Raw genomic sequence first — 17630 nt, forward strand, 5'->3', positions numbered from 1 at the left:
ACACCTGTTCCCATTCCGAACACAGAAGTTAAGCTTCTTAACGCCGAAAGTAGTTAGGGGAACGCCCCTTGTGAGGATAGGAAGTTGCCACGCTAGATAATGCGGAAATAGTTCAGAGGTAGAACATCACCTTGCCATGGTGGGGGTCGCGGGTTCGAATCCCGTTTTCCGCTTATAGTTATTGTAAAAAGAGCTTTGGAATTTTCCAAAGCTCTTTTTGTATTATTTACTTACTTTCTAGTAGATAGCGAAGTTTGTTCTTACAGCGACGACTAGTAGTGTACACACTGGCTTTAGTAAGCTTGTTTTGTTGACAAAATTCATCGAGGGTAATGCTTTGCAGAATATAGTTAGTAAAGACAAAGCGTTCGGTAGGGGTTAACTGTTCGATAAATTGGGCAATGCAGTCATGACTGTGAGTGATTGCGACAATTTCATCAGGACTAGTGCTAGTGTGAAATGAAATCATTTCTGCAACATCATCGTAGCTGCACTGTTTGGTTGCCTCTCGTTTTTGCGCCTGATCATACCTGGTTAAGGAAATTAACCGATTACGCAAACTACGTTTGAAGAATGCTCCAAAAGGAAACTGTTGTTGCTCATCGAAGTTTAGTGCACAAAGATAGCAAACAACTAAGGCCTCCTGCAATAAGTCATGTTGATCATAGCAGCAAATACGATAGAAACGAATGTTTTGTTTGACCAACGGTAGGTAATAGTTGAACAATACCGCCAGAGCTTGCCCAGCATTGTGAGCTTTAATCTGGTTGATAAGAGCCAAGTCACGTTCAAAAGTTACCTTATCCGAAAAGCGCATAAAAAAAACCTCCCTATAAGCTTAATCGTGTTCAGCTTAACAGAGAGGTTAAAAATCGTGCATATCCTGCTTAAAATAACGCCTATTTTATTTGACAATGGAAACATCACAATTAGTGAAATTTGCGACCTTAGTAGCAATTGAATCGGTAAATAACAAATCCAAGAATTGCTTGCGTTTTGAGCCAGCCAAGAACAGATCAATGTCATGGTCAGCAATAAAGTCACGCAGCATTGTGGTCTTGGAACGTCCTTCCAAGATCATGGTATGCAGGTCTTGGAAACCAGTGTTGTGGGCAATTACCCGACACCGGTCGAGGTTAGACTGGGCGTTGGTTTGAATGTTGATGTCATAGGCAACATTGATTGCAACCGTACGGAGAAGGGATAGTGAGTTGTTGATAATGATAACAGCATATACCTTAGCTTGATCACGCTGCGCAATCTCTAACGCCCGTCTGAACGCCTCGTAAGATTGTTTACTGCCGTCGATTTCTACTAAAATATTTTGATATCTTTCCAACATGATATTCTTCCTCCTTCACCTATAATTATATCTTATCCTTGATATAAAGGCAATATGGCGCTATATGGAGTTATTTAACATTAGTTTTAGCTAATGTTAAAGGTAAGGATACGGTAAATTTTTTCCAGAAAAATATAACTAATGCTGGTCATAAAAATTTAGCAAATAAAAAAACCGCCTATTAAGACGGTACTTTTAAACATTCGTATTGATAGCCGGTTGTATTTTTTTGCAACAGTCGTGCAACAGTTTATCAAAAAACTAGTGTTTTTTAGTGTTAAGTTAAAAATAAAAATGCCGGTATGACGGGCTTTATACTTTCACAAATACCAGCAAACCTACCTAAGAAGCCACTTATCGGACTTGAACCGACGACCTCCACCTTACCATGGTGGCGCTCTACCTCCTGAGCTAAAGTGGCATATGACCTGTAAACAGTATTAATAGTATATCACAGGTCAATGTTTGAGATATAGGATCTTAACTATGAAGTTAACGAACGTTTAATTTGGTAATGTTCTGGAGCTATTTGCGTCAATAACGGACTAGGTTGACCACAAACGATTAGTTTGAGACGGTGCATTGCACGGGAACAAATCGTGTAAAGAATCCCAGCAGCAGTATCTGGATAATTATCACGCGAGATATCAAATGCTACTACGTCATCAAATTCTAAGCCTTTAGCGAGGTATATAGGCAAGATTACGACGCCGCTTTCTGGTAAGGAACGATCGGCATTATCCAAAAGAGTTACTGGTAATTCGCGGCGAAGTCGCTGATAAAGCGTTGTTGCTTCAGTTTTATTTTTGGTAATGAGGGCTACTACTTGCTCATCGTTGACTATTTTGTTCAACTCAGACCGGAGAACCGCTAACCCCTGGACCTTATCAGGGGTAATAATCAGCTCAGGCAGGTCACCATGGCGGGTAAATGACTGAATCTCATCCCCATCAGGTAAGAGGTCTTTCATGAAGTCGGTGATTTCCTGGGTGGACCGATAGCTCTTATTAAGCTGGACGATACGAGGATTTTTGGCATTCAGATTTTGGGCTAACGTTGCCAGAAGTTCTTTAGGAGCCTGCATTGGGTTGAACAAAGCTTGCTCGCTATCACCAAGAAGAGTGAGCTTGGCTTTAGGGAAGCTGTGTTGCAAATAGAGCAACTGAGTAGGGGTGTAGTCCTGCATTTCATCGACAAACAAATGCTGAATTGACCTATTTTGACCGCCTTCGGTCAGTAAATCACGTAGTAACAAGAGCGGAGCACAATCATCAAGCGCAATCCGATGAAACTCCAAGCGGTGACTAAAAGCGGGCACTGCAGCGGGTAAATAGGACCGGAGGAAAGCTTGGTATTGTGCATAAAAATCCACGAAAAAGGTATTGTAGATTCCATCTACAATCGGAGCGTAGTGCTGCTCAGCTAACTTTTGACCCAGATAAGTTGCCACATCAGGGATATCCTGATTGATTTCATGTCGTCCCATCAAATCATGGTATTCTTCATTGGTCAGACTGGCAACTTCAGCTTGAATCTGGTCACTGTTAGCCGCAGTAGTGATAATACCAGAGATTTTTTTATGCAGGTACTTTTGCATACGCCGAATCTTTTGACTGGGACGCATAGTGGCTGGTTGTGCTAGGTATAGTTTGCGGAGTTCATTTTCACTGATAACTTCTTCGCTACCAAGACTGAGCGCGGTGAACTGTAGTTGGGATGCAGTTAGTTGCTGGTAATACTGCTTGACGGCCTGCATAATCGCTGGATCACTCTTTGCAGAATGCCAATCATCGTCTGCAACAGCCTTTTGCTGAGATTCATAACGACTAAACAGCGTTTCAACGTGCAGTCCCTGGAGTCGTTGTCCAAAAAATTCTGCCAAGGTAACCTGGCGCATGTTACGTTCTCCCAGACTAGGCAAAACAGCTGAAATATAGTTACTAAAGAGCAGATTGGGAGAGAAGAGAACAATCTGGTCAGCGTTGAGCTCTTGACGACTATGATAAAGGAGAAAAGCAATTCGCTGGAGGATGGTTGAGGTTTTGCCAGATCCAGCTACCCCCTGAACCAAGAGCAGGTCACTTTCGGTGTCGCGGATAATCGCATTTTGTTCCTTTTGAATAGTGGCGACGATGTTTTGCATATAAGCGGTACTGTGCTCTCCCAGAACAGCTTGCAAGATATCGTCACCGACTGTTTCATTGGTATCAAACATGTGTTGAATAGTCCCATGCTTGATTTTGAATTGGCGTTTTTTAAGGAGGTCAGCTTTTTGTGCTCCCATTGGAGTTTGATAAGTAACAGGCCCTAGAGTTCCGTTATAGTAAATGCTGGCAATTGGTGCTCGCCAATCATAAACAAGAAAGTTATTGTCAGAATCAATGAACGAAGCAGTTCCGATGTACAAGGTTTCTGGTTGATCGTCATCTTCTTGGATATCAATACGTCCGAAATATGGCGAGTCAGAGAGGGTTTGTAGCACCTGTAACTGGTCTTTGAGGATGTTTTCAGCCAAAATATTTTTAGACACGAGGGCTTTTTGCTGTTGCACTTCAGCGTTGGTTTCCATTTGGTCGTCTATTTCATAAGTATTAATCTTGGCATTTTGCCCGTAATTTTGCTCAACTGAGGCTGTTTCTTGGTGGGCAGCTTCATATTCTTCTTTGGTTGTTTGATAACGGTTCTTGATCAACTGCACTACATGGTCAACGCGGTGCTGTTCTTTCATTTGTTCAGGAGAGATTTCAGTATTTACGTTTTTTTCTTTTTTTGCCACGACGCGTTCCTTTCTTGATGTTTTCTTGGGTATCTGGGATGAAGGAGACATCAGTATCAATAATCCCAAACTTACGTCCCATCATTCGTTCAATATATTCGCCCAAACGATACGAATCTAGTACGGACATATCGGCGGCCACAACCACAACTACATCTAGTGTGACCAGGTTACCGTTATAGTGGGCTTTAAGTTCTTCGATCGCATGGACTTCAGGAAGCTGACAGATTTCGCGACGAAATTCAGCTTCAGTTTTGGGATCAAAGTAATCAACCAGGTTGAGGCTGCTTTCAATAAAAATATTACCTCCAGCATAGAGGATGAATAATCCGACAACGATACTGGCAGCACCATCAAGCCAGGTAAGGTGAAAAAGCCGAGCCCCTAGGATCGAGATTGCTGTACCAATACTAGTCAAGGCATCTCCCAGACTATCTTTGGAAGAAGCAATTAAAGCAGCATTTTTGAGTTTGCGCCCAGCTTTACGGTTCAGGTACCAGACGCCCAGCATGATAACTGAGGCGATAACAGCCCCCCAAAAGGCAATTGCTTTGGGAACGAAATGTCGGTGGGGATCCATTAGATTGAGGCCACCTGATACAATGATTTTTAAGGCGATCCCGATCATAACGATTGATGTTACCAGGGTAAAAACCGTTTCATACCGCAACCGGGTAAATTGGATGCGCTGGTCATTACCAGTCTTTTTTAAGGAGAGATTAGGCAGGGGAATCCCCGCAATGTCATCATCGTCCATGTCGCGGGCAATATGGATTCCCGTCATGAGGAGCCCAGTCGAGATAATCCCCGAAATATTGTTCCACGCATCGGCCATCAAGGTTTGGGAATGTCCTAAGCGTGCTAGGATATATTCGACCACAGCAATGAGAGTGTAAGCGAGAATGTTGAGCCAGAGGTGGCGGAGGGAGGCATTGAGATTAGCAAGTTCTCTTTGCTGGATCTGCTCCCATTTGCGATACTCTTTTTTTAAATGATGGTCAATTTCATCCATCATCAAGGCCTCCTTGGTATAGATAGTAAGTTTGCATAGTCAATTATAGTTGATTATTTAGTGGTATGCATGGATAAAGGGCGGGTTAAGCTGATTTTGTTGATGTAAGCCCTTGACAACAATTAGATGAGATGATTAGAATTTAATCAGTTTATATTATCAGTTAGAGTAGGATGTCTAACAACAGAGAGGACCCGGGGGCTGAGAGGGTGCAGAGACTACGAAGTGGGACTGGTAAAGATTTTTTTGATAAGCAAACAGAGTGGCGAATTTTGAATTCGCAATTTAGGTGGTACCACGTTAACGCGTCCTAATTTTAGGAGGCGTTTTTTGTTTGCAATGCCAGACAAGAAAGGAAGAATTTTTATGGCAAAGAAAGTACTTTTGACTGGGGATCGGCCTACGGGCAAGCTGCACATTGGACACTATATTGGATCCCTCAAAAATCGGGTTAAGATGCAAAACTCAGGCGAGTATGATCCATATATCATGATTGCAGACCTCCAAGCATTGACCGATAATGCACGGGATCCAGAAAAAATTCGGCGTTCCCTAGTGGAAGTAGCATTAGATTATTTAGCCGTGGGGATTGATCCAGCTAAGTCAACGATCTTTGTACAGTCACAAATCCCGGCTTTATCAGAGCTTAATATGTATTACTTGAACTTAGTTACCGTTTCGCGCTTGGAACGCAACCCAACGGTTAAAGCGGAGATCCAACAAAAGAACTTTAACCGGTCTATTCCGGCTGGTTTCTTCACTTATCCCGTAAGTCAGGCAGCAGACATCACCGCCTTCAAGGGCGAAGTGGTGCCAGTTGGTGATGACCAAGAACCAATGTTGGAACAAACCCGTGAAATCGTCCGGAGTTTCAACTCAATTTATGGGGATGTCTTAGTTGAACCAACCGGGGTTTTCCCACCTAAAGGATCAGGCCGCCTCCCCGGATTGGATGGCAATGCCAAGATGAGCAAATCCTTGGGGAATGCAATTTATTTAGCTGATGATGCCGCAACATTGACGAAGAAGGTCATGTCAATGTACACGGATCCTAACCACATCCGGGTTTCTGATCCAGGCCAAGTAGAAGGGAATATGGTCTTTACATATCTGGACGTTTTTGATCCTGATAAGCAACAAGTCCAAGCATTAAAGGAGCAGTACCAGGCTGGGGGACTTGGTGACGTCAAGCTCAAGCGTTACCTCAACGAAGTTTTGGAAGCAGAACTTGCCCCAATTCGGGAACGACGGAATGAGTTTGCCCAAGACCTTGGGGCAGTATACGAAATTTTACGCCAAGGCAGTATCCGGGCAAATGAAGTGGCTAACCAGACCCTTCAGGAAGTGCGCGCAGCAATTGGGGTAAATTATTTTGATAATATTCCTACACCAAATCAGGGCTAAATGTGGTAGAATCATCGTATCATTAAGGATGGGGTGAGTTCTATGAAGCATCTAGCGATAATTGATCTGGGTTCTAATTCAGCGCGGTTGTCAATCCAAGCTGTTGATGACCAAGGGCACAACACAGAAATCAAGCGGATGAAGATTATGACCCGTCTCGCTGAGGGAATGGGTCAGAGTGAAGAAAAGAAATTGCAGCCACAAGCCATTGAACGGACTCTGGCGGCGATTCAAACCTTCATGCGGGCTTATCAAGACTTGCCTGATTTGAAAGTGACGGGAATTGCTACTGCAGCAGTGCGGGCTGCCAGCAATCAGCGTGAATTTTTGCGACAAGTTGCAGACCTGACAGGGGTTGAAGTCAATGTTTTGTCAGGGACTAAGGAAGCTTACTATGATTACTTAGGTGTGGCTCATTCCCTTGACCTGACTGATTACATGATTTGTGATATGGGTGGAGGGAGCTTTGAGCTGGTTCTCGCCCAAAACAATCAGGCCCAACACTTAATTAGTATTCCTTATGGAGCCGTTAGTTTGAGTGAAAAGTTTCATTCGGCTGACCGTATTTCAGCCTATGACTTGTTTAGGTTTCAAAACTTTATTCAAAAAAGCTTTGATCAATTGGACTGGTTTGAAAAAGGGCGCCACCTGCCATTAGTCTTACTCGGCGGAGCTAACCGTACAGTTGGCCGGTGTAAACTCTTTGATGAGGGAGCTATCGATCCAGAACAGATGCATGGGGTAGTGATGCCAACTACTGAGTTTGTTGATCGCTATGCCTCGTGGTTACAGATGTCGCTGGCTGAACGGCGGGCGGATCTTGAAGATGAAGCTGATCGCGCAGATATCATCATTGGCGGGTTAACCCCAGTAGTTCAGATGTTAACTCATCTGAACATGCCGGAAGTGATTTTTTCTGATAGTGGTGTTCGGGAAGGAATCATCTACGAAATGTTACATGAATAGTTAGAAGCTAAGAGGCTGGGAGGAAACGCTGTTTTCTCCCAGCTTTGGTCTTTATTCACTAATGTTTCCCACTCACTTTTTTGCGCTTAAGTATGACCAAACGTTCATCTCATATACCAAAAGGATATGAGTAAATAGTAAGGTTGTTTTTTATAATTAAGGCAAAAAAGGAAACTAAACTATGAATGTAGAACAGATATTAACCAACGCACAAAAAGCCCTGCTCTACGAAGTCACGACTAATCCCAAACCTGGTTTAGTAGACCCGGTAGAGCACGGGGCTCACCCGGACATGGACATTTATACTTTTATCGATTCTAGTGAAGCGATGCGGAGCTATCTGGAACAATGTTGCCACTTGGCCACGGCGCATACTGGGACCATGCCAGAACTATTTAATGCCTTGCGGGTGCGAGGCATTGTAGCCGAAAGGACGATGTTTGCGACCACACAGGGGGTCAATACCCATAAAGGGGCAATTTTTTCGCTGGGGATCTTTGTGGCTGCCTCAGCATATTTGACGCGCACCCAGACAGATTTTAAACTTGTGGCAGTTCAGGATGTTATCCGGGCCATGCTGGTCAACTTATTGCAGGATGATTTTGACAACTTGACCCACAAAAAACAGCTCACTGCTGGAGAACAGCAATATCTCAAATATGGTAAAACCGGGATCCGGGGGCAGGCAGCAGCCGGCTATCCTGCTGTTACCAGAGGAGTTGAATTTCTGCGCCAAACCCAAGGGACTCGGCAGGAAAAAATTCTCGATACACTGATGTATCTGGCCGGGCAAGTTGAAGATTCTAACCTTGTTAAACGGGCCCATAACCCTGCAATCCAGCAGTGGATGCAAGCCCGAGTCGCAACCTATTTTGCCCACGGGGGTGCCCAAACGCCAGCTGGATTGAAATACCTCAAAGAATTAGAGCAGCTTTTCAGTCAGCGTAAATACAGTTTAGGGGGAACCGCTGACTTATTAATCGTGACAATTTATTGTGGTTTGATGGAAGGGATTCTCTGATAAAGCAAGAAAGGCTCACTAAGCGTTACATTCGCTTAGTGAGCCTTTTTATAGTTGCGCTTAGTTAGCTGGGGTTAAGGTGCGTAAATTTTTAACCTTAGTCCATAGGGTGTTGATTCCAACTGCTGACATAAAGGAGAGAATCCAGGTGCTGACCCAACATAAGAGAAGGGTCAAAAGTGGATGGGCTTGGTGCAATGTTCCCCGATCACTAAGATGCCAGACAATTTGCAGCCAAAAAATGTTGGACAAGTAAGCCTTATAGGCATAATTTGCCAGGTAATGAAAGACCCGCAGTGTTCGTTCGTTATTGCGTAAAGTGTTGTATAAGCATAAGGCGGATACGCAGGCGATCACTGCCAGGGCATAAAGAGTCATAGAGGGTTTGTAATAAGGAGCATTAGCTAAGAAAACCGGGAAACCAAACGAATGCAATTCCCAATTAGTCCAAACAAATGCACCGATTAAAACCAGCAGACTGACAGGCCACAGACGCTTGAGATAGTGATTAACTGCGGGAGCAAATTTAACCGCTAAAACACCAAAAATGCCATAAATGACAAAGCTGACAAATAACCGGTCAAGCAGGTACCAACCATGGGCTACCAAGCGGGAATAAGCCACTAACCACAAAAGGTACCCAATCAAAGTAATCAAAGCAACGCTCCACCCCCGGCGCGGGTTGGAATCTACGAACCGCGCTAATAACCAGAAGAATGGCATCAAAATGATGAACTGAAGCATCATCGTGTTATACCACAAGTGAGGAGCGGCGTTCCCATTAACAAAATGCCAGAGAAAAGAACCGACATCATGATAGTGATTAACTTGTTGAACCCAAGGCATAACTACCAGATAGATCGTTGTCCACCAAATTGAAGGGATGAACAAACCATGCCAGGTTCCTCTCATATAGGTCGGATAATCAGCCCAGGTTGCAGTCAAATGAGTCCGGGTAGTTGTATACAAGATCCCAAAAATAAAGGCCGGGGCTGTGTATTTAACCAGATTGTAAAAAATCCCGAGAATCATTTGAGTATGGGGCTGGGGATGAGTCGTTAGAACTAGAGCAATGGTTGGTTGGAGCATGACAGCAGTACATGCAAAAACCTTGAGGTAATCCCCAATATCGGCATGCTTAATTTCGATTTTCATAGTTTTCACTTCCAAGTTGTAAATTGTGAGCTAAGTTTGGAAGTAGAATTCGAGGTCATTGTAACCAATGCTTTCTTCTTTTGCAAGCCTTTTCTATTTAAGTGCAAAATCTTGCTGGGAAAAGATCCTAGTCAACTCAGTAACAAATTCTCGGGCAACGTGATCATTGCGCCCTTTTTTCTGATTAAGATAAATCGTCCGCATCGGTGGTTGGGGCAAGATATGGGCAAGAGAAAGTTGAGCAGCATAGCGTTGCCACGAACGAATTGGAAAGAAGCAATGGCCGACACCTTGTAGCGCTAATTCCCGGAGGGTTGCCGGATCATCAGTTTCATATTGGTAATTTAATTTAACATTTTGTTGTGCAAAAAAATCATCCAAAAGGCGTCGTAGTTCCAAAGAGTCATTGAGTGAAAGTAAGGGAAAACTTTGCAGGTCAGATACTGTGACTGTTTGGGGTAAGTTGTAACCAGCTAGCATGATTTCCTCAGTGAAAAGAGGTGTATTGACCCGTTCTGGATGGATATGATCAGAGATAATGAAGTCAAATTGCTCACGATCAGTAGTTGGGTGGACGTGCTGGGCGATTGTTAACCGCACGTTGGGCAAATTATGGTTGACTTCTTTAACGATCAAGGGGATCAGGGGAGAAGTGACCTGGAAGAGTAGGGAAAGGGGTTCTTCTTTAGCGGCGATCCCTGCTTGGATAGTTTGAATTCCCCGATCGAGCAAGCGGATGCTGTCAGAAGCATAGCTGTAAAAGAGCTTGCCCTGGCGGTTAAGGATGATTTTGCGTCCTGTTCGTTCAAACAACGGGGTACCTAATTCATTTTCTAACTGCTTAATCATTTTGCTGACAGCGGATTGACTGACAAAATTACTGGTTGCTGCTTGGGTCATAGATCCATTTTCAACCACACTTAAGAAATAACGAATTTGCGTTAGATTCATTTTTACCCTCCTAAACATAACCATTTGGTTATCTTATATTACTTTAATGTATTATACATTATTTATGGATGCGGATACAATGAGTGCGTGAGGTAAGTTGAAGGAGGTGAATCATATGCGAACAATATGGCTATTTCCTGGTCAGGGTTCGCAGCATCCTGGGATGTTAGCTGGATTACCAGTGGCAGATCGCCAATTAGTAACCCAGGTTACCGGAGTGGAACTTGATGATCGCGATTATCGTGACAGTGTCAAGACCCAGTTAGCGATTACAATCTTGCAGATGGCGCAGGTTGACCAACTCAAAAAAGCGGGTTGGGTGCCAACCGCAGTGGCAGGTCATTCCTTAGGAGTATTTGCAGCGGCCTATGCAGCCAATGTTATCAGTAAGGCGGATGTTTTGGCGGTAGTCAAACGGCGGGCACAGCTGATGCAGGCGGCATATGACCCCGCGGAATATGGCATGGGAGTGATTCTAGGCTTGACTAGGCGGGAGGTAGAAGATTTGGTAGCACAAGTGGATGGTCCCACCACCCCGGTCTGCGCGTCGAATCAAAATGCGCCAACACAGGTGACAGTGTCAGGGAAGAAGACAGCCATTAAGGCGGTATTAGAACTGGCACAACAACAAGGTGCTACGAAAGCAAAGTTACTCAATGTTCCTGTTTTGTCCCATACGCCTTTATTGGCGGGGGTGGCAGAACAGCTTGCGACTACTTTGCATAAGTATGAATTGCATGCACCGCAAGCATTATACCTGGCTAACTATAACGGGCACTTGGTTCACGAACTGGACCCTTTGGCATATGACCTAAGTCATAACCTTGCTTATCCCGTTTATTGGGACACGATGATGGATGTCGCGATGGAGCTAGATCTGCAAGTTGCAGTCGAACTATGTCCCGGAACAGTACTGTCAAAGTTATTAAGTAGTAAATGCCATAAAATCAAACGGATTCCCCTAGCGCAATATGGAATAGATGATGGGTTGTATCTGTTAGATAAGTGGCAAAAGTAATCAAGAAGAGAGGTTTTATCATGACCGAAGTAAAATCATGGACGACCCGCCGGGATGCTAAGCGTGAACGCCTAGCCCATGCCGGATCATTATTAGATGGAAAATTCGCCCAGACAGAAGATGTTGTTGCCTTATTGGAACATTTGATCAAACCAGGCGATAAAGTGGTTTTAGAAGGGGATAACCAAAAGCAAGCTAGTTTCTTGTCACAAGCGTTGGTCCGCGTGGATCAAGCCCGAGTACATGACTTGCATATGATCATGTCATCAGTATCACGGCCAGAGCACCTGGACTTATTTGAAAAAGGAATTGCTAAAAAGCTTGATTTTTCCTTTGCTGGTCCGCAAAGCACACGGATTTCCCAAATGATCTCTGACCATAAATTAGAAGTGGGCGATATTCATACATATCTAGAATTATTTGCCCGGTTGTTCATTGATTTGATTCCCAATGTTGTTTTAGTTGCTGCCGACAAGGTTGATCGGGATGGTAATTTGTACACAGGTTTTAATACCGAAGAAACGCCAACGATTGTTGAAGCAGCGGCTTTCAAAGATGGGATCGTTATCGTTCAAGCTAACGAAATTGTTGATAAGGTTCCGCGGGTAGATATCCCAGCTGACTGGGTCGATGTGGTTATTCCAGCTGATGAACCATACCAGCTCGAAGCCCTCTTTACCCGTGATCCACAAAACATCACTGAGTTACAGATCTTGATGGGGATGATGGCCATTCGTGGGATCTATGAAAAGCACAATGTCCAATCAGTTAACCACGGGATTGGTTTCAATACCGCTGCCATTGAACTGTTATTGCCAACATATGGGGAGAAGCTCGGTCTCAAAGGAAAGATTGTGCCTAACTGGGAATTAAACCCAACCCCAACATTGATTCCGGCTATTGAAAGTGGTTGGGTCAAGTCGATCCACAGTTTCGGTGGTGAAGTCGGGATGGAAAAGTATATTGCTGCTCGTCCTGATGTATTCTTTGTTGGTCCTGACGGCACAATGCGGTCAAACCGGGCCTTAGGACAAGTTGCTGGTCAGTATGCGGTGGATATGTTTATTGGTTCAACTTTACAAATTGACCAATTTGGGAATTCATCTACTGTTACTAGCGGACGTTTATCTGGTTTCGGTGGGGCACCAAACATGGGGTCTAATCCAACCGGGCGGCGCCACTCCACCCCAGCATGGCAGAGTCTGCGTCCTGCTGGTGATCCGTTAGGCAAAGGGCAAAAATTGGTTGTACAAATGGTCGAAACATTTGGGGCCAACAAGAAGCCAGTCTTTGTTGACCACTTGGATGCCGAGGAAGTCCAAAAGGAAGCAGGCTTGGCCAATGTGCCGGTGATGATTTACAGCGAAGACACCACACACATTGTGACGGAAGAAGGGATTGCTTACCTATACAAGACAGATTCAATGGCTGAACGTAAAGCTGCTATTGAAGCGATCGCTGGGGTGACCCCAATGGGGCTACGTTCCAATGCGCAACAATTAGCTGACTTGCGGGCACGGGGAATTGTGGCCTTGCCAGAAGACCTCGGTGTCAAGCGGGGACAGGCTAAGCGGTCATTGCTGGCAGCCCAGTCATTGCAGGATATTGTTGAATGGTCCAAGGGCTTGTACAACCCACCTGCTAAGTTCAGATCATGGTCATAATGGGGGAAAGGACAAATGGAAAAATTAACGTTTGAATTTAAAAATAGCCAGAAGGTAACCAAGGCAGTTCACGTTGGTGTAGTTGCTTCTGGGGACTTGGAAGTTTTGGTTTACCCTACTGACAAGCAAGTAACTAGTTTGGAAATCACTACGGGAAGTGATGGTTTCAAGGAAGTTTGGGGCAATGTTTTGCAACGATTCTTTGATCGTTACCCATTGTTAGCCGACTTTAAGATCAATGACTTTGGTGCTACACCTGGTGTAGTTAACTTACGTCTAACCCAAGCAATGGAGGCGCTGAAAGATGAAGAATAGTTTTGTAGAGCTTAACGCACGGCAACGGGCCTTTGCTTTGGTCGATGCCGGGACAGGGCGCGAATTAGTAGGAGCGCTCGATTACATGATTTCTCCCCACTTGATGCCCCAGGGAATCGTTCCTGAAAGTGATGACGGAGTTGTTTTGGTTAAAGGGAAAGTTGCCGATAAAAATGTAGTGATTATCTCAATCGAAGGTAAATTCCAAGGTGGGGGAATCGGGGAAGTTTCCGGTGCAAAGATCGTTGCGGCTCTCGAACAAGCCCTCCATGACAACGAAAATGGGATTGAAGTCTACCCAGTAATCATTTTAGATACTGGTGGGGTGCGGCTTCAAGAAGCTAACTACGGTTTGTTGTCTATCTCTGAAATCCACAACATGGTAGTAGCTTTAAAGAAGTATGTTCCAGTTATTGGTTTGGTTCCAGGTAAAGTTGGTTCCTTTGGGGGGATGTCCATCACTGCTGCTATCCTCTCTTACTTAATTACGACCAACCGGGCCCGGGTTGCCTTAAATGGTCCTGAAGTTATTGAGCAAGAAGCTGGTGTTCGGGAATTTGATTCCAGTGATAAGGACTTGATTTGGAACACTTTGGGGACCCAGCAACGGGTTCAAACAGGGATTGCAGACGAGATTGTCGCCGATGACGTGACCGCATTGAAGGATGCTTTGACTGCAGCAATTTTAGAAAAAAAGGAAGCCCACCGGACAGAAAAGGTTGATTTCTTCCTATCATTGCTAGATAAGGTTGACTTCTCAAAACCATTGAATCCTCAAGAATATCGGAAACTCTACCGTGAAAATGTTGCTCAACCACACCAAATTGCAGAAGCACGTAGTACTGACCAAGCAGGTACTCCAAGTCGGGGACGGGCGTGGTTTGAGGCATTGACTGGCATCAAGAATGCTCAAACTAATGTCTCGACGGTCTTGGACGCAACGGTCGATGGCAAGACATACATTGCTATCGTACCAGATGCTAACAACAATCTTTTCCCGCGGGTTAAAAATGGGGAAGTAGGACTTAAGGAAGGCTTCGCGGTTGCAGCAGTTGTTAACCGTGTGGTTGCTGAAGATGCAGACAAAGCAGAAAAACGGCCAATTGTGCTGGTAGTGGATGTACCAAGTCAGGCTTATGGTTACAAAGAAGAATTGATGGGGATCCACATTGCGCTGGCTTCTAGTGCGGCTGCTTATGCCAAAGCACGGCAAGCAGGCCACCCAGTAATTTCATTTATTCCAGGGGATGCTGTTTCTGGGGGCTTCTTGGCCCATGGTTTGCAGTCCAACCGGATGATTGCGCTGGCTGATGAATCAATTACCATCCAAGCAATGTCCAAGGCTAGTGCAGCCCGAATCACCCAGCGGACAATTGCAGAATTAGAAGAAGCAACTAAGCATGTACCAGCAATGGCATACGATATTTTCAACTATCAAAAGTTGGGTGCTTTATACAAGTTAGTTGAAGGTATTGCTTCTAATGATCCAAGTCCAGCAAACGTCGCTCAAATCGAAAAGTTGATTGATGAAGCGATCACTTCAGCTCAAGATGATCGGACTTTACACTTCCGTTATGAAAATCCGGTTGCTAAGGCTAGTGGACGGAAAGCAACTTTAGCAATGCGGCAAGCAGTGGCTGACCAATGGTAACTTACAATGTTCACGACTTGGTTTTCTTTTCTGACGTGACTGATCTCACCTACGCTGGGAGTTGCCCTGATTGGGTGGCAACTGCCGTTATGCGGGCACCTGTTGGTGTTATTCGGCGGGGACAAGCTCCGGCTGGAATGTTACCAATTGGAATACGTGGAAGTAATAAAAGTCAGCGTTTCGGAGCATATCTACCTGTTACTGCAGTTACTGACCACCTCACTTCCCAAGAAATACGGCACTTTGGAAGGAGTAACCGCCAGGATAAGATGCTCCCTATCTGGCAGGCGCTAGATCAAATCAACCCTTATCTTGATACTCACCAGTATGATTGGGGGTTATCAGGAAGCGCAGCGTACGAATTGGTAACGGGAATTCCAACGGTCAATCAAAATAGTGACTTGGACTTCATTGCTTTCAATCAAGAACAGCTCACACCTCCTAAGGCCCAACACTTATTAGATTGGCTCAATTCCTTTGGTCCCCATGCTGACGTGCAAATCATGCGGGGACAAGCAGGTTTTTCATTAGAAGATTATTGTTATCATCACGGCCAAGGTGTGCTGGTCAAAAGTCTTCAAGGACCTTATCTCAGTGCTGATCCTTGGAATGAATAATAAAGGTAATTAAAATATCCCCATGCTATTGGTCATAGCGTAGGGATATTTTTTGCTTACATTAAATTTTAGTTCCTACATTGTACAGCCACCGTGGCCTTCCATGTCAGGCATCCAGACTTCTTCAGGTTTAACGCCACGCTCAGTAGCTAGAGCATCGATGAGAGTCTTCATGTTCATTAGTTCATAGGTCCGCGGATGTTCAGGATCAAAGACTTCAATTTGACCCATCATCCCTCCATCTTCGTGCTCAATGATGTGGCAGTGATACATGAAGACCCCAGGACAAGTAAAGTGAACTTTGAGTTGGACCGTTTCTTGGGGGTTAACCTGGACGGTGTCTTTCAATCCGTGCTCATTTGGGTTAGGCGCATGACCATTACGCGAAACGATTTCAAATTGAGTGGAGTGCACATGGAAAGGATGCCCCATACCGTTGTGGCAACTGTTGGTATTGGTGATTTCCCAATACTCAGTAGTGTTGAGTTGCTGGCGCTCATCAATCCGAGTCATATTAAATTTCTTACCATTGATCATAACCTTATCATCGGTCCCATCGAGGGTAAACTTCCGCACTGGAGTACCAGGGGTGACGTGATATGCAGGAATATCAACGAGATGGTCAGGCAAGACAGTATGGTCAGGGGCATAGTCATGGATTCGAAATTCCAAGATCGGAGTATCGTCACTATACAAAGTAACGGTATCACCTGGTTGGTGGTGACCAAAATCAATAATTACTTCAGCGCGTTCAGCACAAGCTAGCATCAGCTTGGTCATTTTAACAGGAGCAGGCATGATTCCACCGTCAGACCCGATCTGGGTCATAACCGTATCGTCACCAAAGTGTAATCGCCATTCCCGCCGGTTGGACCCGTTCAAAATGCGGAGCCGTACTCGTTGGGTAGTGACATCAAAGTATGGATTGACGGTCCCATTGATCAGGGGCGTTTCTCCCAGAACGCCGTCTGGATCATAGTCACGTTGATAATCCCACTGATTATCAGCGGTAAAATTCCGGTCTTGTAAAACAAGAGGAATATCGTCAACACCATAATTGCGTGGGAAAGGTAGTTGGGCTTCAACATCATCCCGGACGATAACCCCGGTAGCAAGTCCCTTGTAAACCTGTTCGGCAGTTAGTGGACAAGGATGAGCGTGTAGCCACATGAAGCAGGCAGGCTGCTCCAAAGTAAAGTCAATCTTACGCTCCTGGTGTGGGTAAACAGGGGCATGACAGCCGCCATCAGTGATGGGACCAGGAACGTCTGCTCCATGCCAGTGGAAAGTCGTCAGTTCAGGAAGTTCGTTGCGGAGGGTGATATGGGTATGTTGCCCCCGTTTGAAGACAAGGAACTTCCCAAGAAGAGGGGCATTGTAGCCCCAGGTCTTGGTTTTAGGACCAGGCACTAGTTGGACTTCTCCTGCTTGGGCGGTGACAGTGTAGTAGACATCACTAGCCGTTTCCTTATCCGGTTGGAGGAGGGCAGGAATATTGAGTGGGTTAGGAGCGCAAGGGTACTGCTTAAGGGGTTTATAAGCAGCATCCTGAGTATCAAAGCCATTAGGGTCATAGAAATAATCAGTATAAATTTTTTCTTCCATATTAAGACTTCCTTCCTCAAATCACTTTCAGTATACCACGCACCATTTAACTCCGCAGACATTCGAATTGCTTTTGAACAGTACTTAGACCGTGATAAAATAGGCACTAGCATTAAGAAAAAGGAACGTGAAG

Annotated in this window: 15 protein-coding genes, 2 tRNA genes and 1 rRNA gene; 10 read left to right on the forward strand and 8 right to left on the reverse strand. The window is 44.8% G+C overall.

Going from position 1 to position 17630, the window contains the following annotated elements; genetic code table 11:
• A 5S ribosomal RNA gene (gene rrf / locus G541_RS10000) occupies nucleotides 1-93 on the forward strand; the annotation flags it as partial.
• Between the two features lie 8 nt (nucleotides 94-101).
• A tRNA-Gly gene (locus G541_RS0106300) sits at nucleotides 102-173 on the forward strand.
• 53 nt (nucleotides 174-226) lie between these two features.
• Here G541_RS0106300 and G541_RS10005 read toward each other — a convergent pair.
• The 5 genes from G541_RS10005 to G541_RS0106325 form a co-directional block, all read right to left on the reverse strand.
• Nucleotides 227-817 (reverse strand): sigma-70 family RNA polymerase sigma factor, encoded by a 591-nt coding sequence (locus tag G541_RS10005; RefSeq protein ID WP_051174578.1) that lies wholly within the window; start codon nucleotides 815-817, stop codon nucleotides 227-229.
• A gap of 87 nt (nucleotides 818-904) precedes the next feature.
• A complete protein-coding gene (locus tag G541_RS10010) occupies nucleotides 905-1342 on the reverse strand; it encodes a universal stress protein (protein ID WP_027826887.1) in 438 nt (145 codons plus the stop codon).
• A 348-nt stretch (nucleotides 1343-1690) separates the two neighbouring features.
• Nucleotides 1691-1763: transfer RNA gene (locus G541_RS0106315), tRNA-Thr, on the reverse strand.
• A gap of 63 nt (nucleotides 1764-1826) precedes the next feature.
• Nucleotides 1827-4085, reverse strand: coding sequence for an RNA polymerase recycling motor HelD (helD, locus tag G541_RS0106320; protein ID WP_027826888.1), 2259 nt, complete (start codon nucleotides 4083-4085; stop codon nucleotides 1827-1829).
• A 1-nt stretch (nucleotide 4086) separates the two neighbouring features.
• On the reverse strand, nucleotides 4087-5130 hold the full coding sequence (locus G541_RS0106325) for a cation diffusion facilitator family transporter (protein WP_027826889.1): 1044 nt from the start codon (nucleotides 5128-5130) through the stop codon (nucleotides 4087-4089).
• A 366-nt stretch (nucleotides 5131-5496) separates the two neighbouring features.
• Here G541_RS0106325 and trpS point away from each other — a divergent pair, with 366 nt between their 5' ends.
• From trpS to citG, 3 genes are all read left to right on the forward strand, one after another.
• Nucleotides 5497-6534: a tryptophan--tRNA ligase gene (trpS, locus tag G541_RS0106330; RefSeq protein ID WP_027826890.1), complete on the forward strand. Its 1038-nt coding sequence runs from the start codon at nucleotides 5497-5499 to the stop codon at nucleotides 6532-6534.
• Between the two features lie 42 nt (nucleotides 6535-6576).
• Entirely contained in the window at nucleotides 6577-7500 is a 924-nt protein-coding gene (locus G541_RS0106335) for a Ppx/GppA phosphatase family protein (RefSeq protein ID WP_009555669.1), read from the forward strand.
• A 181-nt stretch (nucleotides 7501-7681) separates the two neighbouring features.
• Nucleotides 7682-8521 carry a triphosphoribosyl-dephospho-CoA synthase CitG gene (gene citG / locus G541_RS0106340; protein ID WP_027826891.1) on the forward strand — a complete coding sequence of 280 codons (840 nt, stop codon included), beginning with the start codon at nucleotides 7682-7684 and terminating at the stop codon, nucleotides 8519-8521.
• A 60-nt stretch (nucleotides 8522-8581) separates the two neighbouring features.
• On the opposite strand, the gene G541_RS0106345 is transcribed toward citG, so the two are convergent.
• On the reverse strand, nucleotides 8582-9676 hold the full coding sequence (locus G541_RS0106345; protein WP_009555665.1) for an acyltransferase family protein: 1095 nt from the start codon (nucleotides 9674-9676) through the stop codon (nucleotides 8582-8584).
• A gap of 93 nt (nucleotides 9677-9769) precedes the next feature.
• Nucleotides 9770-10627, reverse strand: coding sequence for a LysR family transcriptional regulator (locus tag G541_RS0106350; RefSeq protein ID WP_027826893.1), 858 nt, complete (start codon nucleotides 10625-10627; stop codon nucleotides 9770-9772).
• A gap of 115 nt (nucleotides 10628-10742) precedes the next feature.
• On the opposite strand from G541_RS0106350, the gene G541_RS0106355 reads away from it, so the two are divergent.
• From G541_RS0106355 to G541_RS10015, 5 genes are read left to right on the forward strand one after another with little or no spacing between them, the layout of a single operon-like run.
• A complete protein-coding gene (locus G541_RS0106355) occupies nucleotides 10743-11645 on the forward strand; it encodes an ACP S-malonyltransferase (protein WP_027826894.1) in 903 nt (300 codons plus the stop codon).
• 20 nt (nucleotides 11646-11665) lie between these two features.
• Nucleotides 11666-13309 carry a malonate decarboxylase subunit alpha gene (gene mdcA / locus G541_RS0106360; protein ID WP_009555659.1) on the forward strand — a complete coding sequence of 548 codons (1644 nt, stop codon included), beginning with the start codon at nucleotides 11666-11668 and terminating at the stop codon, nucleotides 13307-13309.
• A 15-nt stretch (nucleotides 13310-13324) separates the two neighbouring features.
• Complete coding sequence (locus G541_RS0106365; RefSeq protein ID WP_009555657.1) at nucleotides 13325-13624, forward strand: malonate decarboxylase subunit delta; 300 nt, start codon at nucleotides 13325-13327, stop codon at nucleotides 13622-13624.
• Nucleotides 13614-15275, forward strand: coding sequence for a biotin-independent malonate decarboxylase subunit beta (gene mdcD / locus G541_RS0106370; protein WP_009555655.1), 1662 nt, complete (start codon nucleotides 13614-13616; stop codon nucleotides 15273-15275). Before G541_RS0106365 ends, mdcD begins: the two co-directional genes overlap by 11 nt.
• Nucleotides 15269-15892 carry a malonate decarboxylase holo-ACP synthase gene (locus G541_RS10015; protein WP_009555653.1) on the forward strand — a complete coding sequence of 208 codons (624 nt, stop codon included), beginning with the start codon at nucleotides 15269-15271 and terminating at the stop codon, nucleotides 15890-15892. The genes mdcD and G541_RS10015 overlap by 7 nt, the downstream gene beginning before the upstream one ends.
• 75 nt (nucleotides 15893-15967) lie before the next feature.
• On the opposite strand, the gene G541_RS0106380 is transcribed toward G541_RS10015, so the two are convergent.
• Entirely contained in the window at nucleotides 15968-17497 is a 1530-nt protein-coding gene (locus G541_RS0106380; RefSeq protein WP_027826895.1) for a multicopper oxidase family protein, read from the reverse strand.
• Nucleotides 17498-17630: the final 133 nt, after the last annotated feature.

This window comes from Ligilactobacillus saerimneri DSM 16049 (assembly GCF_000423265.1).
In the GTDB taxonomy this organism is placed as follows: domain Bacteria; phylum Bacillota; class Bacilli; order Lactobacillales; family Lactobacillaceae; genus Ligilactobacillus; species Ligilactobacillus saerimneri.

What these genes read in the sequence shown, in the direction of transcription:
- G541_RS10005 (WP_051174578.1), bottom strand. Translation starts at nt 817, where the DNA reads ATGCGCTTTTCGGATAAGGTAACTTTTGAACGTGACTTGGCTCTTATC.
- G541_RS10010 (WP_027826887.1), bottom strand. Translation starts at nt 1,342, where the DNA reads ATGTTGGAAAGATATCAAAATATTTTAGTAGAAATCGACGGCAGTAAA.
- G541_RS0106325 (WP_027826889.1), bottom strand. Translation starts at nt 5,130, where the DNA reads ATGGATGAAATTGACCATCATTTAAAAAAAGAGTATCGCAAATGGGAG.
- trpS (WP_027826890.1), top strand. Translation starts at nt 5,497, where the DNA reads ATGGCAAAGAAAGTACTTTTGACTGGGGATCGGCCTACGGGCAAGCTG.
- G541_RS0106335 (WP_009555669.1), top strand. Translation starts at nt 6,577, where the DNA reads ATGAAGCATCTAGCGATAATTGATCTGGGTTCTAATTCAGCGCGGTTG.
- citG (WP_027826891.1), top strand. Translation starts at nt 7,682, where the DNA reads ATGAATGTAGAACAGATATTAACCAACGCACAAAAAGCCCTGCTCTAC.
- G541_RS0106345 (WP_009555665.1), bottom strand. Translation starts at nt 9,676, where the DNA reads ATGAAAATCGAAATTAAGCATGCCGATATTGGGGATTACCTCAAGGTT.
- G541_RS0106350 (WP_027826893.1), bottom strand. Translation starts at nt 10,627, where the DNA reads ATGAATCTAACGCAAATTCGTTATTTCTTAAGTGTGGTTGAAAATGGA.
- G541_RS0106355 (WP_027826894.1), top strand. Translation starts at nt 10,743, where the DNA reads ATGCGAACAATATGGCTATTTCCTGGTCAGGGTTCGCAGCATCCTGGG.
- mdcA (WP_009555659.1), top strand. Translation starts at nt 11,666, where the DNA reads ATGACCGAAGTAAAATCATGGACGACCCGCCGGGATGCTAAGCGTGAA.
- G541_RS0106365 (WP_009555657.1), top strand. Translation starts at nt 13,325, where the DNA reads ATGGAAAAATTAACGTTTGAATTTAAAAATAGCCAGAAGGTAACCAAG.
- mdcD (WP_009555655.1), top strand. Translation starts at nt 13,614, where the DNA reads ATGAAGAATAGTTTTGTAGAGCTTAACGCACGGCAACGGGCCTTTGCT.
- G541_RS10015 (WP_009555653.1), top strand. Translation starts at nt 15,269, where the DNA reads ATGGTAACTTACAATGTTCACGACTTGGTTTTCTTTTCTGACGTGACT.
- G541_RS0106380 (WP_027826895.1), bottom strand. Translation starts at nt 17,497, where the DNA reads ATGGAAGAAAAAATTTATACTGATTATTTCTATGACCCTAATGGCTTT.